This window comes from Cochleicola gelatinilyticus (assembly GCF_001637325.1).
GTDB lineage: Bacteria > Bacteroidota > Bacteroidia > Flavobacteriales > Flavobacteriaceae > Cochleicola > Cochleicola gelatinilyticus.
The window spans coordinates 383166-403612 of the sequence record NZ_LRXL01000026.1 but is presented as its reverse complement, the minus strand read 5'-3'; the positions used below and the strand labels follow the sequence as shown (position 1 = coordinate 403612).

Genomic DNA, 20447 nt, shown 5'->3' with positions numbered 1-20447 from the left:
AAAAATACTATGAATATAACGTTAGAACAAGCGCAAAAAGTGGTGGCAGCAGCTATCTCGAAATCAAAAGAATTAAAAGTATTAATGGATATCACAGTAGTAGACGCGGGAACCAATTTGGTTGCCTTTGCAAGAATGGATGGTGCGTGGCTTGGCTCCATCGATATTTCAGCTAAGAAAGCACGTACAGCACGTTATTTTAATATGCCAACCGGAGAGATTGGAAAGCTTTCACAACCGGGCGAAGCTCTTTTTGGTATAGAACATTCTAATGGAGGATTAATTTCTTTCCCAGGAGGTGTGCTAATTAAGAACAGTAAGGGCGATATTATCGGAGCGATAGGTGTGTCGGGCGATTCTGTAGATAACGATCATACAGTAGCTCAAGCCGGTGCAGATGCACTTTAATAATTAAAATAAATAGGTATGTGTAAAAATCATGGAGTAGCTTACGTAAAGCCCGGTGTGGTAGAAGTAAGAGAGATAGCCTATCCTAAATTAGCATTAGGAAACAGAAAATGTGAACACGGTGTTATATTAAAAATCGTATCTACAAACATTTGCGGTAGCGATCAACATATGGTGCGGGGACGTACCACTGCACCAGAGGGTCTAATATTAGGTCATGAAATCACTGGTTTGGTGATCGAGTGTGGAAGAGATGTTGAGTTCATTAAAAAGGGAGATTTAGTTTCTGTGCCGTTTAATGTTGCTTGTGGAAGGTGTCGTAATTGCAAAGCGGGACAAACGGGAATTTGTTTGAACGTTAATCCCGAAAGACCCGGAGCAGCTTATGGGTATGTAGACATGGGTGGCTGGGTAGGAGGTCAGGCAGAGTATGTCATGGTTCCTTATGCGGATTTTAATTTATTGAAATTTCCAGACAAAGATCATGCTATGGAAAAAATCAAAGACTTAACTATGTTATCCGATATTTTTCCAACAGGATATCATGGAGCAGTTACCGCTGGTGTTGGTCCAGGAAGTATTGTATACATCGCAGGAGCGGGACCTGTAGGACTTGCATGTGCTGCCTCGTGTCATTTATTGGGTGCGGCTGTAGTGATAGTTGGAGATATGATCGAGGAACGTCTAGCACAAGCAAAATCATTTGGTTGTGAAGTAATCGACCTAAAAAAGGATGCTACTTTATCTGAGCAAATCGAACAAATTATAGGGACACCCGAAGTAGATTGCGCGGTAGATTGTGTAGGTTTTGAAGCTAAAGGACACGGATCTAACAGCGGCGAAGAGCAACCAGCTACAGTTTTAAATGCGATTATGAACGTTACACGTGCCGGAGGACAATTAGGAGTTCCGGGACTCTATGTAACTGGTGATCCGGGGGGCGTTGATGAAGCAGCCAAAAAAGGGAGTTTAAGCATTCGAATTGGTTTAGGCTGGGCAAAATCTCATTCAATCCATACAGGACAGTGTCCCGTGATGAAATACCACCGACAATTAATGAATGCCATTTTATTTGAAAAAGTACATATCGCTAAAGCAGTAAACGTTCAAGTAATTTCTTTGCAGGATTCCGTAAAAGGATACGACGCTTTCGATAAGGGAGCAGCAAAGAAATTTGTAATCGATCCTCACGGAATGATCGCTTAAAGAAGCTGAAAATTCTGGTAAGTCATTCAATTATTTTCGGATATTGAATGGCTTTTTTTATAGTTTTTCCTGAAAATTAAATCACATTAGTAACAATCCATCTTAAGTTGTTCCTGAAACAATAAGTCGTCCATCTGTAGGGTTTCAGAAGAAGCTAGGAGCACTTCTAAGGTTTCGAGAACTCCATGTTGCATCGATAACGACCCGCAAAGCATTAAACAGCCATTATTCTTTAAACTATTCAGAATTAATTGCGGATGTTTGGCAACCAGATCTTGAACATATTCTTTGTTGTCTTCTCTCGAAAAGCAAGTATATAATTGAAGCTTATTCTGTACTGAAAGATTCAAGTCCAGAAGTTGTTGATATATGGCTACAGATGCTTTCGTGCGTCCCCCCCAGAATAGATGAATTTCTACCTCCTTGTTTTCATGCAACATACCTAAAAATGGAGCGATACCAGTACCGTTTGCAATAAGTATCACAGAATTATTTTTCTTCGGAAAGTGAAAGTGCTTATTAGTCTCGATGGCCGCATGAATTGTAGTTTCTAACGGAAGGTTATATAGAAGATTAGAAGCCTTTCCCATGTCGTGCTTTTTAATACTTAACACAAGTGTATCCTCTATTTTAGCAATAGAATAGGGCCTCGAAATAGTACTGCCCTCTGGAAATATATGCAATAAATCTCCCGACACAAACGTAACTTTTTTTAAAGGCTGTAAGTGAATTATAAAAGTATCATCAATATTTAATTCGGTTCTTTTAACAACTTTAAAGGGAAGTTGTTTTAATTTTTTCTTTTTTTCTTCTGAAAGCTCAACATGTAATGGAATGCGCATCACTTCACTCCACTTTTTTATCCAGTTTTTAAAATCTGAAATGTCCGAATTGTTAATTTTATACAACGGCAAAACAGGTTGAAAATTTGAGTGCATCTGAAGCAATCCGTCTACTTTAATTGCAAATTGGCAGTAATCCGGATATTCTAACGATCCAAAACCAACGACAGAATAAGTAATAGCATGTGGCTGTTGCACGCCTGAAAATATGGTTTCAAATTTACGTGCATTGGTGGTTGCCTCTCCTTCCCCATAAGTCGCAGTAAATACAATGACATGTCGAGCAGCTTCGAAAGTGGTGTAGTTATTTAGTTCTGTTAAATAGACTTTTTTTCCACTATGGGTAAGAGCATTAAAAAAGGATTGTGCAAAAGTGTAAGTCTTGCCTGTCTCCGAACCTACTAAAATTACATACTCGCAACGATCTTTATCTGGCATACTAATAGGTGGTTTTTTAGTGTTTTTTAATCGCTTTAGCGTCATTACAAATCCCGAATACATAAAGAAAACAATCGAGGCGCTTGCCAATAATAACACGATCGACCATAACACACTTCCTTCTCCTGTGTGCAAGGCTAAACTAAGTCTAGAAGCCAAAGTCACAAACGGATAAGGAGCACTGCTTACTACAGCGCCTGTGACTTGATGTACTTTTACTTCTTTATCCTGTAATGAAACTTGAAAATATTCTTCGGGGTCTTCAGAAAAGGGAAATGCAATACTCCGAATTTCATTTAGGGTTGTTGTTTCAAAAAAGGATTTGCCTGTAGCATGCGCAGCCGTTTCAGAAGTAGATTCTTCAAATAATAGGGGTGTTTTGGGTAGCAGATCAAATTTTTCCGCAGAAAGATATACCCCAGTTGCTGCCACAATTAAAATGGGAATAAAGAACCACCGACTTAAAACTACATGGTAGCGCATTTCGAAATATTCTTTTTGAACTTTCGCAAACAACTTTTTAATACCTCCCTGTCGCTTTGCTAATAATACAATTCCAGTAACCGCAATAAAACAAAGTATTAAAGAGATAAGACCTACAAAAACTCTTCCTATAGTTTTAAGAAATAAAGAACGGTGTAGATTGGTGGAAAAACTATAAATAAACGGCCGTTCGGGGACCTCGCCTAATGCTTCGGAAGTGATTGGGTCGATGTAAATGTCTTTGGTTTCAAGATCTTGAGTGAGTACAGAAGCCTTTACAAATCCCGACGGTTCTACTTCCAATTCAAATACTTCATCATACTTTTTCTGAAGCGCATTTATGGTTGTGCCTACCGAGACAGTATTTAGGTCTGTAACCGCATAGCCCTTTGCCTGATGGGTAATAGGTTCCATGGCAAGAATCACCCCGGTTACAGAGGCAATGAGTAAAAAAAGGGAAGAAACAATAGCCAGCAAAAAATGACTATACCTCCAAACGGAAATGGTCATAGGTGTTTTTTATTGCGGAAGCATGCGTACGTATCGAATCCAGCCTTTGCCTTCTTGTTTGCTTTTTAAATTTTCGATGGTAAGAGCAAACTCTAGATCGTTGGTGTAATATTCCTGATCTTCAACCGATGTCTCAAACCGAATGGAATAACCTTGATCGACCTTGTCTTCTGGAATTTGGAGTACCGTTACCGTGCGCTCGCCACCACTTATGGTCGCTCCCGATATCGCATCAATATTAGGACGGTGCTTTCCGTAGAATTTCCACCATTCGGGAATTTCGCTGTACCATTCACTGTCTTTTCCCTGCACGTAAAGCGTTTCTTCGTATTCCCCTTCAGGATTTAACAACGACACAACAACATAGGCACCTTCACCACTATAGTTGGTCATTTGTATTAAACATTTTACTGCTTTACTTTCTAAGGTTGTAAATGCAGTAAAGACAAGCACGCAAACCAGTGCTATGGGTAGTATTTTAATTAACTTTTTCATATTATTTTAAAAAATTCAATGAGGTTTTATTTTTAGTCAACAATTCATTCTCACTTGCGAGATCGTAAACAGATTCTTCAAAATCGGTTTTAATAGTGGTGTCTGCATTCAACGCAATTAGATACTTTAACATTGCATCATCTTTCGCTTTCATTGCGGCTAAGTGCAAGGCAGTAAGTCCTTCGTTGTTTTTAGCATTTACCGGAATGTTATATTCTGAAAGCTTTTTTAATAAGCTTAGATCGTTGGCTTTAGCAGCCAGATGATAGAGGGTATTGCCTTCTGCTTGAACCTCGTTGAAAACAACTCCGTTTTTCTGAAGCATTGTCGCTTTCTTTTCAAATTCCTCTATTTTTTTAGCATTGAACGATTCAACCAAATAATAGGCGAGGGTATTGCCAGAGGAGTCTTTCGCCTGTGCATTACTCCCTTTTTTAAGCAAAAATTCTGTTACTTCAGGACTGTTCCCTTTTACCGCGAGCATTAAAGCAGTTTCTCCTTTTACATTTGCTCCGTTAAAATTAGATACTCTTTCTGCAAGTAATTTTACCATATCTAACGAATTACGTGATGCGGCATTTAGAAACGGTGTGTTTTTATCCATGTCTTTCTGATTCACGTCGGCTCCTGCCGAAAGAAAAAAGTTGAGAATGGCCGGATCGGTGGTGTTATATGCGAGTCGGTGTAATGGACTACCTCCTTTCTTGGTGACGATATTTGGCTCTAGACCGATTGTCTTCAGATAGGTGTACACGGCTAACGGATTGCTGTATCCACGGCTTCCCTGTGCTGCAAAAAGAAATGCGTTTCCACCTTCATTATTAAGGGTTTTGTAATCCACTCCTTTTTTCACTAAAAGTTTCAGAAAATCGATATTTCCTTTTTTTGCAGCATAATTAAAAATACCGTTGCCTTGAGGGTCGGTGCTATTCAGAAGTAATCCTTTTTCAGTAAAATAAGTGAGTTGTTCTTCATTTTCTAAGAAAGGAGCTACTAGTAAAAGTACGTTGGCTCCCTCTTCATTTTTTTCTTCAACCAGATCCACCCCGTTTTCAATAAATAGCTCATAGACCTTAGGGTTTAACTGTCCTGCACCTGCGGCAAAGGTAAGAGGTGTGTTTCCATGACTGTCTAAAGCCGTAACAGAAGAACCTCTTTCTAATAACGTTTTAACCATTTCGGTATTCCCAGCATAGGCAGCCCAGTGTAAATAGATACGACTGTCGTGAGTTCGTTTGTCCACAGGATTGCCTTGTTGATCCAGCAAATGCTTTACAACATCACTATTAGCATTTTCCAATAAGGCGTACACCACGCCGTCGAAAGCATTGGTGTTAAATGCTGTGGGGTCGTTTCCTTCCTTGATATGCTTCTTTACTGTTTCTAGATTAGGATCACCTTTCCAGAAAGAACGCTCTAAGAATACATTTTCTTTTTGAGCAAAGGTAACAGCCGATACGAGAAGGAGGATAAAAGTTGTAAGTTTCTGTAGGGTTTTCATGGTATGTTATTTTACGAACGATTCGATAAGTGCATCAATTTTCTCGCCAGTTTCGTAACCGTCGTCGAAAAGATATTTGTACAACACTTTGTTGTCTACTTTTTCTTCTAAAACGAGATCTTTATTACGGCTGTATACTTCGTCCCATTTTGAACGAACTAGCGCCCACTTTTGGTTGTTTTCTTTCCACCAGTTAGCGGCAGCTTCACAACGACTGTCGGGTACTTGTTTGTATACGTTGTAGCCTTTTTCTTTTGCCAACACAACATCTTCCTTGCCAGCTTCACGAATTACTTTGTCATTATTCTGGTCGTGAATCCACCCAAAATCTGTTATTTCATGGCGGTTGCCGCGTACGGTAAGATTGTAGTCGCTACGCTTGGTGTACTCACGTCTAGGAAGTGGTGCATTTGCGGTGTTTTCCCAAAAGCTTTTTCCGTCGACATGCACCCAAGTTGCAGACCCTTCGTACCTCGGACTATCATCTACCTGAAATACTTTTTGCGTCCATTGTCCTTTTACATCGTCTGCAGATTTTTTCTGAAACTCCCACTCGTTATTTGCATTGTAGGTATATAAATCGGTGTTTTCGAACAACCAATCTTGACGCCAGTGCTTTATGATCATAGGATCTGCAGGATTTCCCACTTGTAATAAATGCTGAATCACAATTTTATCATCTTTATCGGTTACGAGTTGCGCCCATTCCAATCCTTTGTCTACCTTGTTTTCCGAAGGTTTATACAAACTATCATTGCTATAATTAAAGGTTTCAGCAAAATTGAAGGTCACTTCATAACAGCCACACATTTTTTTGATGGCTTCCCGGTCTTGTTGTTTCTTAGTTTGTGCCATAGCCCCAAAGGTAAGGGTTACGGCAAAAAGGGTTGCTATTACTTGTTTCATTATTCTATTAGTTTAAAATTAATTTCTTTGTTGTACGGTTGTCTCCATTTGTAAAGGCTACAAAATAGATCCCGTTTTGAAGGGGAGTAAGGTCAAGTTGTTTGTTATAAAAACCTTCCGATTGAGATACGTATGTAGAAAACACGTTTCTTCCGTTGCTATCGTAAATCTCAATCTTATTTTCAGCAGTGTTGAAGGTATTAATGTCGTACACAATATTCACCTTTTTATTTTGTGACGGATTTGGATACATTCCGAAGGAAACCTCGTTTGTTACGTTTTCAATACCGAGAATGTCGGACACGTCTTCCATGTCGAATGTTATATTTCCGGTACTACTTCCTTCAAAATTGGTGAAGGTCACTCGGTATATAGTATTTTCTGAATGCTTTATGTAATAAGCCATATCGCTGTTTACATCGTATCCAGTTCCGTTGAACGATTTCCAGTCGTATCCGATGGTATTTATTTCTTCTGAATATTCCTGTGCATTAGGATCTCCTTCGCCCGAAGGTTCTTCATTCTGAGCCACAGTTACCCCAGGATTGTGTAACGCTCCAGTCACGATATAATTAGCTCCCGGAGGATCTAAATAGGTATTGTATTTTGTAAAAACGAAATCCCAGGCGTCTACTGCAGGTTCGGCAATTACTTCTTCGTTGTTCTGAAGAGAATAGTAATTATATCTGGTTTCAGGGTTGTTTGCATTCGATACGGTTTCGGTCGTTTCATTTACCCAGTCGGTACCATTCCAGGTCGCATATTTAAAAGTGTAACCTCCAAAATAGTCTTCATTAATAAATTTTATATATGTTCCGTCGGTATATTTTAGTACAAAAACAATGGTTCCTTCCACGTGGTGACTTACCGGATTGTATTCTCCCCAACCATATGTGGCAGATCCCTGCATAAAAGCACCATTGTCCCAATTGGTATCGTCGTTAAATAAGGGGGTCCAGTTCGCTTCATTCGAAACATCGATCGCATCAAAATCGGATGCATTGTTAGCAGCTTCAAAAACCTGAATGCCGATTCCGTCGTTTACACGAATACCAATACTCTGAGCATTTTCTCTAAGAAAAGCAATGTCCCAACTCGCTGCTTCGTAAGTGTTTTCGGTTTGGTCTGAAAGATTAAAATATACGTCATTTTCATATCCAGTTCCCATAGAAATCGTTACCGTTTCTTGAGCGGAGAGGAGGGTTGTGGCTAAGAGTATAGCCGATAGTAGTAGTTTTTTCATAGTATAATGTTTTAAAGTTTTTGTTCAGTTTATTGTAATAGATTGTATTTGAATTCTGGATAGCCGCGTTCGCCACTATCATTTAATAAGGCAGTAAATTTTAATTTATATTGGTTGCCATTTGGATCTTGGATGACATAAAAAATAGTATCGACAAGAACTTTATCGTCATTAATTACATCTCGCCAAGTGCTTCCAATGGCGCGTTGATCGAGCTCGAAACTGGATGGATTGACATCGGCTAGTTGAAATGCATCGTAAGCAATATCCTCGGTGCTTACTGCATAAACCGAAACGCCTCCTTTTCGGTTGTGAAGTACCCCGTCTGAAAAGCCGTACGAACCGGCACCCTCTAAAATATTGGTAAAGACCGTAAAGTTGAGGTCCCAGTTCTCTGCTTCCGGTTCTACGGAAAGTGTGTTGTTAGAATCGAAACTGAAAAAAGTAAAGTTATAAGCGGTATTTTTCTGAATAAAGACCTCATTGTGTGAAGTGTCATTTAGATCCGCGTACTGAAGCAAGTATCCATTATCTTGCTGCAACACCCGTATCTTTTTCCATCCTCGTGCTTCGCCTGCTACCGCGACGCTTCCAGGTGCTGGATTTTCGGTACCTACTTCGTATCCCAAATTAACCAAATACACCTTGTTTTCAGCTTCTATTGCGCTTACTGCTTCAAGTGCTGTTTTGGTAATTGTACCATCAGGATGGTCGATGTACGCTTCGTTTGCTGGATCGAAAGTTCCTACTGCCACTTGAGCTTGAAGGTCTGAGACATCTGCTTCAGAAATGGCATCGATATTTGTTTCCTCTAGTTGTGCTGCTGCCATATAAATCGATCCGTTAATAGCAACACGAAATTCATTTCCGCCGTAAAAACCAAGATCCCAACTGTCTCTTCGCACTTCGGTCTGGGTTTCGGTACTTAAATCGATATAGACTTGGTTGGGCTGATTGGGACCTCCTACATTAGGTTCGAAACCGCGGCCTAATGAAGCAGAACTATTTAAGGTAAAGGTGGTATTTCCTTGAATTTGTGAATTGGGATAGTCTACAGAAATAATACTGAATTTTATTTCTACAGTTTCATCTAGCGATGTATTCAATTTTGTGAATGTAAAATTGGTGTTGTTTGAACCTTGGGAAAGCGGTAATGTAATCGTGGTTTCTTCAGAAATCGGATTCGTAGTAAAATCTTCTCCATATACAGCGTTTGTACTTTCTAACAGCAAGGTCATGGTTCCTCCTTCCGAAGTAGTTTCAGAAAAAACCAAATTGATTTCTTGGCTATCATCGATGTCGTTTAAGTTTGCCGACAGGTTTTCAAAAGCAACCACAAAAGGATCGCTGAGTGTTTCTGAAGTATCGTCATCACTACACGAGATGGTTACTAGTCCTACGAGGAGCAAGAATATAGCAGTTTGATATGTTTTGAATTTTTTCATGGTTATAAGGTTAAATTGTAGGTGAGTTTTAGAAAGTATGAGCGTCCGTATCCCAATGGAACTTGAGTGGGTGGTCCGTTATGAGTGCCGCCTTCGAAGGCAGTGGTATTTACTTCTGTTACATCAAAAAGATTTCGGCATCCCAATGTGGTGGTAAAAGCTCCGTCGAAAAACGACTTGTGTATCGTGGCATCCATCCAACTGTAAGCTGCGGTTTCTCCCTGCACAAATTCCTGCTCTCCTTCGGCGTTGGTTTTTTCCACGAATTGTTGCTGGGTACCGATGTGTTTAAAAAAGACCGAAAAAGTAGTGTTCCAGTCAGGCAAAGAATAGGCAAGGTTTGAATTTAGTTGCACATTAAACAGGAAATCATCGTTGCTTTGTGTTTGGCTGTCTAGCACTTTGGAAACCCCTTGTACGGAACCTCCTAGTTGTGCTTTGAAATTTTTATAAAACACTTCGTTTTCTGAAAATACCCCAAGGGCAGTAAAGCGGTCGATGTTATTGTATTGAAACGACAACGGACTTTGATTCACAACAATCAATTCAATACGGTCGTTTAACCCTAAGTAATTAAAACTGAGTTTGTTTTTTAAGCGAATCGTATTGTTTGCTAGGGTGCTTTTCTTTTTAATATGAAAAAAAGCAGAGACTCCGTTTTCCGGTTTTAAATCTGGATTTCCCTGTACATCATGGTTTACATCGACAAAGTAGGTGTAGAGTTCATTGTAATTTGGAGTTCGGTTAGCAGAACCTAAAATGGCTCGCAATTCCCAGTCGTTGCTTAGTTGCTGTAAAGCACTTAGAGAACCGGTATATTGGGTATTAAATAAATTACTAAAAGAAGCTCTAAATCCGGGACGGAGCGAAAAGCGTTCGGTTACTTGTATTTCTGAAGCTGCAAAGAAGTCGTAATTATTAAGTTTTTGAGTTACTTCGTCGGAATCGGGATTAAGCACGATGGCAAGGGACGAACCGGAGCCTTTTTCATTAGTAATTTCATAACCTATCTGAAGATTAGCTTTTTCAGAATTTATACTATTACTGAAGGTCCCTCGCGAGAAAAAAGCGCTTCGTTGCTGGTATTCGCCTTCTTCAATATTTTCTTTCTGGCGGGTTTTAATGCGGTAGGTGTACCGTTCTAGGTCTTTGGTTTGTTCCTGATATGAAACTGAAATATTGTAACCTACTCGTTCGAAAAATGTTCCAGTACTATTTAAATGATGATAAAATCGGTTATTCGTATATAGTTCATCCAGTGCAGAAGGATTTGTGGTTCCTGTCGACGGATTTTCATTTAAAGAAACCGTTTCGTTGTATTTTTCGATACGTTCGTTTAAATAATCGAATCGGTAAAAGATATTGAACTTCTCTTTTTCGTATGCAAAAACTACTTTTGTATTTTGTTGAAGTTTGGGCAACCATTCATGCCCTCGTAATCCGTCATTTAGTGCATAGTTTTCACCCTGTTTATTGTCGTAAAAACCACCAAAATCGTTTCGGGTATACGTGGCATTGGCATAGAAATTTTCAGAAAAATTGTGCCCCACCTTCAACGATTGGATATGTCGGCCCTTATCGAACCATTCATATTCATCACCCACAGTTTCTTCTTGAACATATGCGGTAATATCCCAATCGTTGCGGGAGGACTTTTTAGTAATAATATTTATAATTCCAGAAACGGCGTTGGCTCCATATTGCACCCCCATAGCACCTTCTACAATCTCGATGCGTTCTATATCATCGAGGTTAATTAAGGAAAGGTCGGTATTGTTTCCTACTCCTTCTTCGTTAATTATAGGGATGTTGTCGATAAGCACTTTAAAATACTGACTGTCTAGGCCGAACAAACTCACTCCGCTTTTTCCAGTGGCGGTATTTGGTGTGATGTTAAGATTTAAGGTGGTGTTTAAAACATCGGCAAGAGTGTTTCCTGCCTGTCGATCGATGTCGCTTCTGGAAATAACTTTTACCTCGACCACAGATTTCGAAACCGACTGAGGATTAAGCTGCCCCGTAACAATAACTTCGTCTAAACTTTCGGGTTTTATAGTATCGTTTTTTTGCCCCACTTGGGCAAAGCAAAGAAAGGGGCAAAGTGAAAAAATGACTAGTGAAAAGTGGCGCATTAAGTTTGTTGTTATGAGCGCACAAAACTAGTTATTTTTATTTATTCTAAATAAGAATAGAGACAGATTTTTATTTTAATTGAGACTCAATCTAAATAATATTATTGTTAATATGTTGTGCTAGAGTTATTTATACGAATCGTTCTAAATAACAATAGAATTTGGTGATTGATTTAGGTTTAGGGTAATGGGCTGGACAGAAGGGTTTTGAGGGTGAGGTTTAAAGCATTAATTTGTAGTGAAAAGGTGTGCTAAAAGTATCGTTCCCTAAATTAAAACTTGTGAGTAATATTATGATTTGCCATCTTCAATTTTTTCTTCGATTTCTTCTCTCTCATCTCCGTTTAATTTTGTTTTACCTTGAATTTTCGCTTTTTTTTTATGGTATATCTCGTAATACATCGCAAAGTGATCGCTACCAAACGTCTTGGTACGTATCATTTTACCCACAAAGAGATCTTTGGTATGAAAAAGATGATCTAAGGGAAAACGCATAAACCAATATCCTGCGTGGTACGTAGGGAAAAAGCCACGTCCTATTCTTGGATCGATCATTCCCGACATTTTTTTAAATAGACGAGTTACTCGCGACCATACTACATCGTTCATGTCCCCACAAACGACCACCGGTTTTTTAAGTTCTCTAATTTTTTTGCCCACAATCATTAATTCGGCATCACGTTCTTTAGAAGTTTCATTTTCTGTCGGACTAGGAGGGGCAGGATGGAGACAGGCAAAAAATATATTTTCTTTTTCATTCACTGAGACTTCAAAAAAAATGGAAGGTACGTTGTCTTCAATAAAGAAATTAATTTTTGAATTTTTAAGGGGAATTTTAGAATACACGTGCATGCCGTAGAATTCTTCATTCGCAACTTTTACAGAATGAGAATAAGTTGGTTCTAATCGATTAAGATTTTTCTCCCATTCTTTATTCGATTCCATAGTTAAAACAATATCGGGATCAAATTTTTGGACCTCCTCTATGAACTTATCATACTCGGTGTTGGTCTGCAAAATATTTCCAGCTAGAATAGAAACCATACCATCGCTAGGAAAATCTGGTTTTTTTCTGGGGTATAGCGAACTGTATGGATATACTTTCGCAAGTTGGTATAGCATTGAAGCCACAATACTTCCTAGCACTATACAGTTGAAAACTGTATAATCATTTATAAATACCACTAAAAGTATTAATAAAATTAGCTGTATTACTATAGATTGCAATCTAACAAAATCTGCGGTGCGAAAGAACCAATGGGGATGTTCCGTTGCTGGTAGAAACGGGGAAAGTGAAAAAAAAATACTCAAGCAATACAGGAGAATCATCATTCTATAAAATTAGTATTTTTTGATTTCATAAAAACATTCTAAAAAAATAAATAATAAAATTTTAAATGAACTAAGAGAGGATTTTTAATAAGACAACAAGAATAAGTATTTTTATACTTCAAAATAAAAATATGAAAAAAACGACTCTTCTTACCGCATTCTTTTTTGTGTACTCTTTAATACTAACCGCACAGACTTATACCACGCCAAACACAGGAGTAACATGGACGCTCGACGATATCGCTGCTGCTAGTACTACAACTGTTTCAGGTTCGGGAAATGCTTATACTTTATCAGAAAACCTTGTTATCGCGGAAAACGACACCTTTATTATTGATACAGATCTTACCCTATCCATTGAAGCAGATCTACTAATAACGGTCTTTGGGAGCTTTTCTATTTCTGCTGCTGATGTTACCATAACCTCTGCCGAAACTTCACCATACGAAGGATTTCGATTTGAAGAATTTTCAGTAATAACAATACAGAATACAACTATCGAAAATGGAGGAGGGCTCCGCGTTCTTACTGAAGAATTTACATTAGATAATTGTGAAATTACAAATAACGTAGCAGGTGGTGCTACTACTGGGGCCGTAATCTCCTTGTCACGAGGAACCCCACAAATTACCAACAATACGATTACGTTTAACGAACTTCCGGCAATCGCCTCGGCAGCCAATTCTTCTGTTTCCGCAAATATCTCAAACAATTATATTGAAGGCAACAATATGGAAAATTCGAACCGCCCACAAATAAATATTGGAACCACACAAAATGCCATTCCCTTAATTATTTTTCAAAATACAATTATTGGAAATCCAGATCTAGATCAAGTAGGTGGAATTGCAGTGTCTAATTTTGTTGGAGGAGCAATTAATGCTGAAATAGACGAAAATGAAATACGTAACAACCGCTACGGAATCTCGATACTTGGAACCAATTCGTTTGCATACATACGAAATAATATTATTGAAGATAATAATACGCAAGGAAATCCACAGTTAGGTGGAAGTGGAATCTCTTTGAATTCGTCTTCTCCAGGAATGGATGTAATTGCTTCAGGAAACGAAATAAGAGGAAACCTTTGGGGCATCACCGTTATTGGAGAAGCAGCTATTAATTTAGGAAATGATATTCCCGAAAGTACAGGAGAAAACATTTTTTCTAATAATGGAAATGGAGGTGTAATTTACGCCCTTTATAATAATACTGCCAACACCATTCCTGCAGCAAATAACTGTTGGGTAGAAGGGGAAATAAACACATTAGAACTTGCCGAGTCGGTAATTTTTCATCAAGTTGATGATGCAGCTTTAGGAGAAGTATTGTTCGATCCAGTAGGCTGCGCCACGCTTTCTTCGGAAGATTTTAATATAAGCTCTATTTCGATCTATCCAAATCCGACGACAGGTACGATCCAATTTCAGAATAACCGAGAGATTGCAACAGTAGATGTCTTCGGAATTCAAGGGAATAAAGTAGCCTCTTTACCCGTTTCTGAAGGTTTAAACACACTTGAACTTGTGTTAACATCAGGGATGTATTTTCTAAAATTTAACACGACTGAAGCTTCATTTGTTCAAAAACTAATCATAAAATAACAGGAAGGCGGTCTGCTTAGAAAGCTGTACTTTTGCAGCCGAAAAGAAAACCGATTCCTGTGAAATTAACAGCCTTAGAAAAATTAGAACTTTCCAAAGATGACATGCGTTCGTATGGATATGCTGTGGTCGATGCTATTGTAGAACATTTTGAAAATCAGCACACAAAACCTCCAGTGGCAGTTGCTTCTAGAAAAGAAATGGATTCATTATTTCTTGAAGCTGCTCCAGAAAAACCATCAGACGCTAACGAAGTGCTTCAATTTGTGCTAGACAATGTAATGACGAAAAGTGCAATTGTTTCGCACCCTAAATCGTATTCATTCGTTCCAGGGCCAAGCAATTATATTAGTACAATGGCAGATACACTTGCCACAGGTTTCAATATTTTTTCGGGAGGTTGGGTCGCTTCTCCTGCAGCAGCAGAACTAGAAATTGTGACGTTACAATGGTTGCTTAAAATCTTCGGTTTCCCTCAGAAAAAAGGGGGTGGTATCTTTACAAGTGGTGGTTCTATGGCTAACTTAACAGCTATTGTTACTGCACGAAGAGTGAAATGTGGAGACGATTTTAGTAACGCAGTTATTTATCTTTCCGATCAGGCACATTCGTCGAATATTAAGGCCATACGCATTCTTGGTTTCCGAAAAGAACAAATTCGCATCATTCCAACCGATTCCGAATTTAAGTTTTCTGTAAATAAATTAAAGAACGCCATTGCGAAAGACCGTATTGAAGGCATGCATCCGTTTTGTCTTGTTGCAACTGCAGGAACCACGAATACAGGTACTGTAGACCCATTATCGGCACTTTCTAAGATCTGCAAAGAAGAAGACATTTGGTTCCATATCGATGGAGCCTATGGTGGTGCTGCTATTCTTGCCAAAGATGGAAAACAGTTATTAAAGGGAGTAAATAAAGCAGATTCGTTAACAGTAGACCCCCATAAGTGGTTTTTTCAACCTTATGAAATGGGATGCTTATTAGTTAAAAATCATAAATGGCTTAAAAGCACTTTTACCGAAAAACCTGAATATTTAAGGGATGTTGAAGGTAATGAATCTGAAATTAATTTTTACGATCACGGGGTGCAGTTAACCCGACGTTTCCGAGCACTGAAGTTTTATATGTCGATAAAAACCTTTGGTCTTAAAAGCTTCAGAAAAGCGATTACTTACAATATAGATCTTGCGGAACGAGCAGAAAAACACCTTCGAAAAAGTAAGAATTGGGAAATTATCTCTCCCGCAACCCTTGCTGTGATTAACTTCCGATTTAATCCGATAGGAAATTCTTTTTCAGAAAAAAAATTAGACGCACTTAATCAACGTATTTCAGAAAAAGTTATCCAGTCGGAAGAAGCCTTACTAGTCACAACCGTGCTTAATGGGCAGGTCGTTTTACGTATGTGTCTAATCAACCCAAGAACGACATTCGAAAATATAAAAGAAACACTTGCTGTGTGTGAGTCGTTTGCAGAAATTCTAGAAACCGCGTGAGAACTGCCGATATCGTAATAATTGGTGGCGGTGCTGCAGGGTTTTTTACAGCGATTAATGCTGCGGAAAATAATCCCGATGCCGTTATACTTATATTAGAACGAGGAAAAGAAGTGCTCACCAAAGTAAAGATTTCGGGTGGTGGAAGATGTAATGTTACCCATGCTGAATTTATTCCGAAAGAACTTTCTAAAAATTATCCAAGGGGTGAAAAAGAATTGTTGGGGCCATTTCATACTTTTATGACAGGCGACACCATTGCGTGGTTCGAAGCTCGGGGAATTGCATTGAAAATTGAAGAAGACGGCCGCATGTTTCCAGAAAGCGATACGTCACAAACGATTATCGATTGCTTTATTTCTGAAACCGAACGCTTGGGGATTGACGTGTTGAGAAACCAGGCAGTTAAAACTATTACAAAGCGACAGGAGAAATGGCAACTTGAGACCACTACTGAAATCTTTGAAGCAGAAAAAATAGTTGTTGCTACAGGAAGCAATCCGAAGATCTGGAAATTATTAGCGTCTCTAGGTCATACCGTAACGGCGGCAGTACCCTCTTTGTTTACTTTTAATATAAAAGATTCTCGAATTTCAGAATTGCCAGGGGTTGCGACAGAAGCTTCTGTAAAAGTGCTTGGTACGAACAAAAAAGTACTCTTAGAAAGTGAAGGACCTTTGCTAATTACCCATTGGGGAATGAGTGGACCGGCCATCTTAAAACTGTCTGCATGGGGAGCGCGTTTATTAGCACCAACAAAATATCATTTTACGATTCAGGTGAATTGGTTGCGGGATGTTTCCGAAGAAGAAGTTATAATAAGTTTAAAAAGTGTTCGCATTCAGAGTGGCAAAAAACACGTGTTGAAAAATCCTCAGTTCGATTTGCCCAAACGGTTATGGTATCAATTAATTCGAGCTGTAGGTGTTTCTGAAAATGATACTTGGGCAGCTCTTACTCGAACGCACCTTGAAAATATCGCGCAACAACTTGTAGCTTCCCCCTTTGAAGTAACTGGAAAGAGCACTTTTAAAGAAGAATTTGTTACTGCGGGAGGAGTGGAGCTAAAAGAAGTAAATTTTAAAACATTTGAAAGTAAGCTGCAACCAAATTTATTTTTTGCGGGTGAGGTATTAAATATTGATGCCATTACAGGAGGATTTAATTTTCAGAATGCATGGACTGGTGGATTTATTGTTGCTAGCGCACTTTCAAAAAATTGAATTCCAAAGTTTTAGTTTGAATTGCAATAGGAATTGTACCTTTAAGAAGATTTTTCTATTGTCATTTCTAAACACCAACCGCCATGCAAGCACAAGATCTACAGAAACACAAAGGCAGCGACCGAATTATAATAATTTCTTCTCCAGAGTTTGGAGATAAAAAAGCGGAAGAGCAAGTTGCTTTATTACGTTCACAAAAGGACGAATTAAAAGATCGTAAACTTATCGTGTACCAAGTAACTAACCATGGGTATGTAGAGAATTTTGGGTGGGGTATTGAGCCGTCGGTACGTACTCAATCGAAGATAGACGGCTTTTATGTAACACTTATTGGCTTAGATGGTACCGAAAAATTTTCTTCAGAAAATGTAGAACAGCCAGCAACATTTTTTAACCTAGTTGATTCGATGCCGATGCGCAAAGAAGAACTGCGTGAAAACGAATAATTGTTTTTTAAACAAAATTGATTTTTTATCAAACTCCTTTTGTACTGGAGTTTTCTAGTGACTCACTACGTTAAGGAAACGGTTACGATAATTTTTTTTCATGTAATTTGCACTTGAGTGATTGCTTCAAATTAAACTATCTTTGCGTTCAAACTATACATTTTTATGGCTGAACACCGCTTTATTATTCCATCGTATGAACATGAGTTAACTGCTGGAATTAGTGCATACCGATCGCCTAGCAATATCGCTTTGGTAAAATATTGGGGTAAGTATGGAGAACAACTTCCAAAGAATGCCTCTATTAGCTTTACACTTACCAACTGCCATACAAACACCACCCTTACATATAAAGAAAAAAGTACCAAGGGGTTCGATTTTCAAGTTTATCTCGACGGAAAAAGAGAGGAAAGTTTTGAGCCAAAAATCGAAAAGTTCTTTCACCGTATTACTCAATACCTTCCCTTTTTAGAAAAATTTACGTTTAAGATCGAAACCCATAACAGCTTTCCGCACAGTAGTGGTATTGCTTCTTCAGCCAGTGGGATGAGTGCACTTGCATTGTGTTTAATGAAGATGGAACAACAAATGCAACCCGAAATTGACACCGAATACTTCAATGAAAAAGCATCTTTTTTAGCGAGGTTGGGTTCTGGAAGTGCCTGCAGAAGTATTGAAGGTGATTTGGTAGTTTGGGGAGAACACCCCGATATTGATGGCAGTTCTAATAGCTTCGGAAAAAAATATCCTTATCAAGTTCATGAGGTATTTAAAGAATATCAAGACACGATATTATTAGTCGATAAAGGTGAAAAACAAGTAAGTAGTACGGTGGGGCATGAGCTTATGCACGATCATCCATTCGCAGAACAACGCTTTCACCAGGCAAATGAAAATTTATCGAAATTAATTCCAGTATTAAAAAACGGAAATCTTTCTGAATTTATAAAAATTGTAGAAAGTGAAGCTTTATCGTTACATGCAATGATGATGACCTCGATGCCGTATTTTATTTTAATGAAACCAAACACTTTAGAAATCATTAATAACATATGGAATTATCGGAAACAAACGGGTAGTAATCTTTGTTTTACGTTGGATGCAGGTGCCAATGTTCATGTGTTATATCCTAAAAAGGAAGCTGCCACAGTTTCAAAATTTATCGAAAATGAGTTAAAACCCTTTTGTAAAAGTGGGGAATATATTGAAGATATAATTGGATTTGGAGCTCAAAGGATAGACTAAATGGTTACGTTTAATGCAAAATTAATTTCGAACGGGCGATGACCTTGTTATTGCTTTCAAGTTGTAATAGATACACACCATCTAATAGATTACCACGTTCCACCTTTGTAATTCCTTTGGAAAGATGTTCGATACCATGTATTTTTTGTCCTAACGAATTAAAGAGTTGGATTGTGAATCCGGTTTCAGAAACTAATAAAGTTTCAGAAAAATTTAGCGAGATGTAAAAAAAATCGTCTGCAGGATTGGGATAGGGTGTAAAAGAAATAGCATCTTTTAAAAAATCTTCGTTATTTAATACGGCAATATCGGTTACTTTTAATGTTACAGATTCTGTATTGCAATCCACATCAAAAATATAATAATGATGGTCGTATAGCGCATAGACTTCTGCTGGAAGATTACAAGACGAAATAGCGTTGGTAGTTAAAATGGTAAATTCATCATCTAGTTCAAGATAGTCTGAGACGTTTACTTCAATAGTTCCATTTAGGTCGGGAAAGCCAGTAATATATAAATGATCGTAAGCACCTTCTTCGGCACCCTCAATATCGATTTCCAGCACCGCTTCCGAAGGGAAATCAAACGAATTTACTACCTCTAGATTTCCAACAAATTCACCACCTGGAGCTATGGTTCCTGTGTTTACAAAGGGGGCTGTAATGTCGTAGATGCCATTTCCTTCTATAACCCCATTATGGAAATTGGTAAGAGCTGCTTGTTGCGAAAGAATTAATAGGGTGGTGTTTTCATCGGTGCGAATTACTCCATGGTTCTCAATAGTTAAAATAAGATAGGAAGCCGCGTGGTCTGCGGTATGCAATGATTTTTGAATAAGACCTTCATTGTAAAACACTGCTGTTCCCGAGTTTTTAATGACAGAACCAACACCTTTCATTCGAAATATACCTTCAGGGCCATTCGTAATAACGGTGGTGCCATTAAGCCTCCAGATGCCTGTATCTAAAACTTCAATAAGTCCATTGTTAGTAATCGTAAGATTGGTGCAAGATTTTGCATTGTTTTGCATTACTCGTAAGGTACCCTCGTTCTCGATCGCTCCTCCAGAAATCACGCCGCTTATATAAGTTAATTGTCCTAAGAATGGAATGATCATCTCACCTGTAATTGTAAGATTGTTGGTGAGTTCCAGTTCGGCTGTGCCTTCCAATTCGATACTTTCAACAGCAGCTTCAGAAGTGCTAATGGTTACAAAAAATCCGTCGGGAATGTTCACTTGGCTGTTAGACTGTGGTACGGAATTAACATCCCAGTTTTCAGCAGTAAACCAATCCGAAGTACCCCCATTCCCCGTAAATATATGGGTTTGCGCCATTAAAAAAGTAGTGCTAATGCTTAGTAGGATACTAAATAATAGCACATTGAGTTTCATGATTTCTAGGGTTAGATGCCTTCTAAGGTACTAAAAAAGTGCTAGATAAAGATGTCTTTAATCTATAAAAAATGTCCAGAAAACGATATTTATATA

The 20447-nt window shown here is 38.4% G+C and carries 16 protein-coding genes; 7 read left to right on the top strand and 9 right to left on the bottom strand.

All coding sequences use genetic code 11. The features are described from left to right. Nucleotides 1-9: 9 nt before the first annotated feature. A complete protein-coding gene (locus ULVI_RS03795; protein WP_068589914.1) occupies nucleotides 10-408 on the top strand; it encodes a GlcG/HbpS family heme-binding protein in 399 nt (132 codons plus the stop codon). 18 nt (nucleotides 409-426) lie between these two features. Next, nucleotides 427-1614, top strand: a complete 1188-nt coding sequence (fdhA, locus tag ULVI_RS03790; RefSeq protein WP_068589912.1) for a formaldehyde dehydrogenase, glutathione-independent — start codon at nucleotides 427-429, stop codon at nucleotides 1612-1614. An 86-nt stretch (nucleotides 1615-1700) separates the two neighbouring features. On the opposite strand, the gene ULVI_RS03785 is transcribed toward fdhA, so the two are convergent. The 8 genes from ULVI_RS03785 to ULVI_RS03750 all read right to left on the bottom strand — a co-directional run bounded on the left by ULVI_RS03785 (nucleotide 1701) and on the right by ULVI_RS03750 (nucleotide 12941). Continuing rightward, the gene (locus ULVI_RS03785; protein WP_082830781.1) at nucleotides 1701-3887 is read right to left on the bottom strand and encodes a PepSY domain-containing protein; all 2187 of its coding nucleotides are present in this window, start codon (nucleotides 3885-3887) and stop codon (nucleotides 1701-1703) included. Between the two features lie 9 nt (nucleotides 3888-3896). Continuing rightward, nucleotides 3897-4382, bottom strand: a complete 486-nt coding sequence (locus tag ULVI_RS03780; protein ID WP_068589910.1) for a DUF2271 domain-containing protein — start codon at nucleotides 4380-4382, stop codon at nucleotides 3897-3899. Nucleotide 4383: 1 nt separating this feature from the next. Beyond that, the gene (locus ULVI_RS03775) at nucleotides 4384-5883 is read right to left on the bottom strand and encodes an ankyrin repeat domain-containing protein (RefSeq protein ID WP_068589908.1); all 1500 of its coding nucleotides are present in this window, start codon (nucleotides 5881-5883) and stop codon (nucleotides 4384-4386) included. Between the two features lie 6 nt (nucleotides 5884-5889). After that, complete coding sequence (locus tag ULVI_RS03770; RefSeq protein WP_068589906.1) at nucleotides 5890-6789, bottom strand: DUF6607 family protein; 900 nt, start codon at nucleotides 6787-6789, stop codon at nucleotides 5890-5892. Nucleotides 6790-6796: 7 nt separating this feature from the next. Then, complete coding sequence (locus tag ULVI_RS03765) at nucleotides 6797-8032, bottom strand: T9SS type A sorting domain-containing protein (protein ID WP_068589904.1); 1236 nt, start codon at nucleotides 8030-8032, stop codon at nucleotides 6797-6799. A 29-nt stretch (nucleotides 8033-8061) separates the two neighbouring features. Continuing rightward, the gene (locus ULVI_RS03760; RefSeq protein WP_068589902.1) at nucleotides 8062-9477 is read right to left on the bottom strand and encodes an HmuY family protein; all 1416 of its coding nucleotides are present in this window, start codon (nucleotides 9475-9477) and stop codon (nucleotides 8062-8064) included. Between the two features lie 2 nt (nucleotides 9478-9479). Continuing rightward, the gene (locus tag ULVI_RS03755; RefSeq protein WP_241780951.1) at nucleotides 9480-11552 is read right to left on the bottom strand and encodes a TonB-dependent receptor plug domain-containing protein; all 2073 of its coding nucleotides are present in this window, start codon (nucleotides 11550-11552) and stop codon (nucleotides 9480-9482) included. 348 nt (nucleotides 11553-11900) lie between these two features. Beyond that, nucleotides 11901-12941, bottom strand: coding sequence for an endonuclease/exonuclease/phosphatase family protein (locus tag ULVI_RS03750; protein WP_082830780.1), 1041 nt, complete (start codon nucleotides 12939-12941; stop codon nucleotides 11901-11903). A gap of 131 nt (nucleotides 12942-13072) precedes the next feature. On the opposite strand from ULVI_RS03750, the gene ULVI_RS03745 reads away from it, so the two are divergent. The 5 genes from ULVI_RS03745 (at nucleotide 13073) to ULVI_RS03725 (ending at nucleotide 18958) form a co-directional block, all read left to right on the top strand. After that, a complete protein-coding gene (locus ULVI_RS03745; protein WP_068589898.1) occupies nucleotides 13073-14545 on the top strand; it encodes a T9SS type A sorting domain-containing protein in 1473 nt (490 codons plus the stop codon). A 104-nt stretch (nucleotides 14546-14649) separates the two neighbouring features. Then, nucleotides 14650-16044: a pyridoxal phosphate-dependent decarboxylase family protein gene (locus ULVI_RS03740; RefSeq protein ID WP_068591362.1), complete on the top strand. Its 1395-nt coding sequence runs from the start codon at nucleotides 14650-14652 to the stop codon at nucleotides 16042-16044. Continuing rightward, complete coding sequence (locus tag ULVI_RS03735) at nucleotides 16041-17267, top strand: BaiN/RdsA family NAD(P)/FAD-dependent oxidoreductase (RefSeq protein ID WP_068589895.1); 1227 nt, start codon at nucleotides 16041-16043, stop codon at nucleotides 17265-17267. The genes ULVI_RS03740 and ULVI_RS03735 overlap by 4 nt, the downstream gene beginning before the upstream one ends. Nucleotides 17268-17350: 83 nt before the next feature. Further along, complete coding sequence (locus tag ULVI_RS03730; protein WP_068589894.1) at nucleotides 17351-17713, top strand: DUF4174 domain-containing protein; 363 nt, start codon at nucleotides 17351-17353, stop codon at nucleotides 17711-17713. A 165-nt stretch (nucleotides 17714-17878) separates the two neighbouring features. Further along, nucleotides 17879-18958: a diphosphomevalonate/mevalonate 3,5-bisphosphate decarboxylase family protein gene (locus ULVI_RS03725; RefSeq protein ID WP_068589893.1), complete on the top strand. Its 1080-nt coding sequence runs from the start codon at nucleotides 17879-17881 to the stop codon at nucleotides 18956-18958. Nucleotides 18959-18968: 10 nt separating this feature from the next. On the opposite strand, the gene ULVI_RS03720 is transcribed toward ULVI_RS03725, so the two are convergent. After that, complete coding sequence (locus tag ULVI_RS03720) at nucleotides 18969-20351, bottom strand: T9SS type A sorting domain-containing protein (protein ID WP_068589892.1); 1383 nt, start codon at nucleotides 20349-20351, stop codon at nucleotides 18969-18971. Nucleotides 20352-20447 lie beyond the last annotated feature (96 nt).

Excerpts from the sequence above, each read along its gene's own strand:
- ULVI_RS03740 (WP_068591362.1), top strand. The coding sequence starts at position 14,650 with ATGCGTTCGTATGGATATGCTGTGGTCGATGCTATTGTAGAACATTTT.
- ULVI_RS03725 (WP_068589893.1), top strand. The coding sequence starts at position 17,879 with ATGGCTGAACACCGCTTTATTATTCCATCGTATGAACATGAGTTAACT.
- ULVI_RS03770 (WP_068589906.1), bottom strand. The coding sequence starts at position 6,789 with ATGAAACAAGTAATAGCAACCCTTTTTGCCGTAACCCTTACCTTTGGG.
- ULVI_RS03765 (WP_068589904.1), bottom strand. The coding sequence starts at position 8,032 with ATGAAAAAACTACTACTATCGGCTATACTCTTAGCCACAACCCTCCTC.
- ULVI_RS03780 (WP_068589910.1), bottom strand. The coding sequence starts at position 4,382 with ATGAAAAAGTTAATTAAAATACTACCCATAGCACTGGTTTGCGTGCTT.
- ULVI_RS03760 (WP_068589902.1), bottom strand. The coding sequence starts at position 9,477 with ATGAAAAAATTCAAAACATATCAAACTGCTATATTCTTGCTCCTCGTA.
- ULVI_RS03730 (WP_068589894.1), top strand. The coding sequence starts at position 17,351 with ATGCAAGCACAAGATCTACAGAAACACAAAGGCAGCGACCGAATTATA.
- ULVI_RS03785 (WP_082830781.1), bottom strand. The coding sequence starts at position 3,887 with ATGACCATTTCCGTTTGGAGGTATAGTCATTTTTTGCTGGCTATTGTT.
- ULVI_RS03795 (WP_068589914.1), top strand. The coding sequence starts at position 10 with ATGAATATAACGTTAGAACAAGCGCAAAAAGTGGTGGCAGCAGCTATC.
- ULVI_RS03720 (WP_068589892.1), bottom strand. The coding sequence starts at position 20,351 with ATGAAACTCAATGTGCTATTATTTAGTATCCTACTAAGCATTAGCACT.
- ULVI_RS03750 (WP_082830780.1), bottom strand. The coding sequence starts at position 12,941 with ATGATGATTCTCCTGTATTGCTTGAGTATTTTTTTTTCACTTTCCCCG.
- fdhA (WP_068589912.1), top strand. The coding sequence starts at position 427 with ATGTGTAAAAATCATGGAGTAGCTTACGTAAAGCCCGGTGTGGTAGAA.
- ULVI_RS03745 (WP_068589898.1), top strand. The coding sequence starts at position 13,073 with ATGAAAAAAACGACTCTTCTTACCGCATTCTTTTTTGTGTACTCTTTA.
- ULVI_RS03775 (WP_068589908.1), bottom strand. The coding sequence starts at position 5,883 with ATGAAAACCCTACAGAAACTTACAACTTTTATCCTCCTTCTCGTATCG.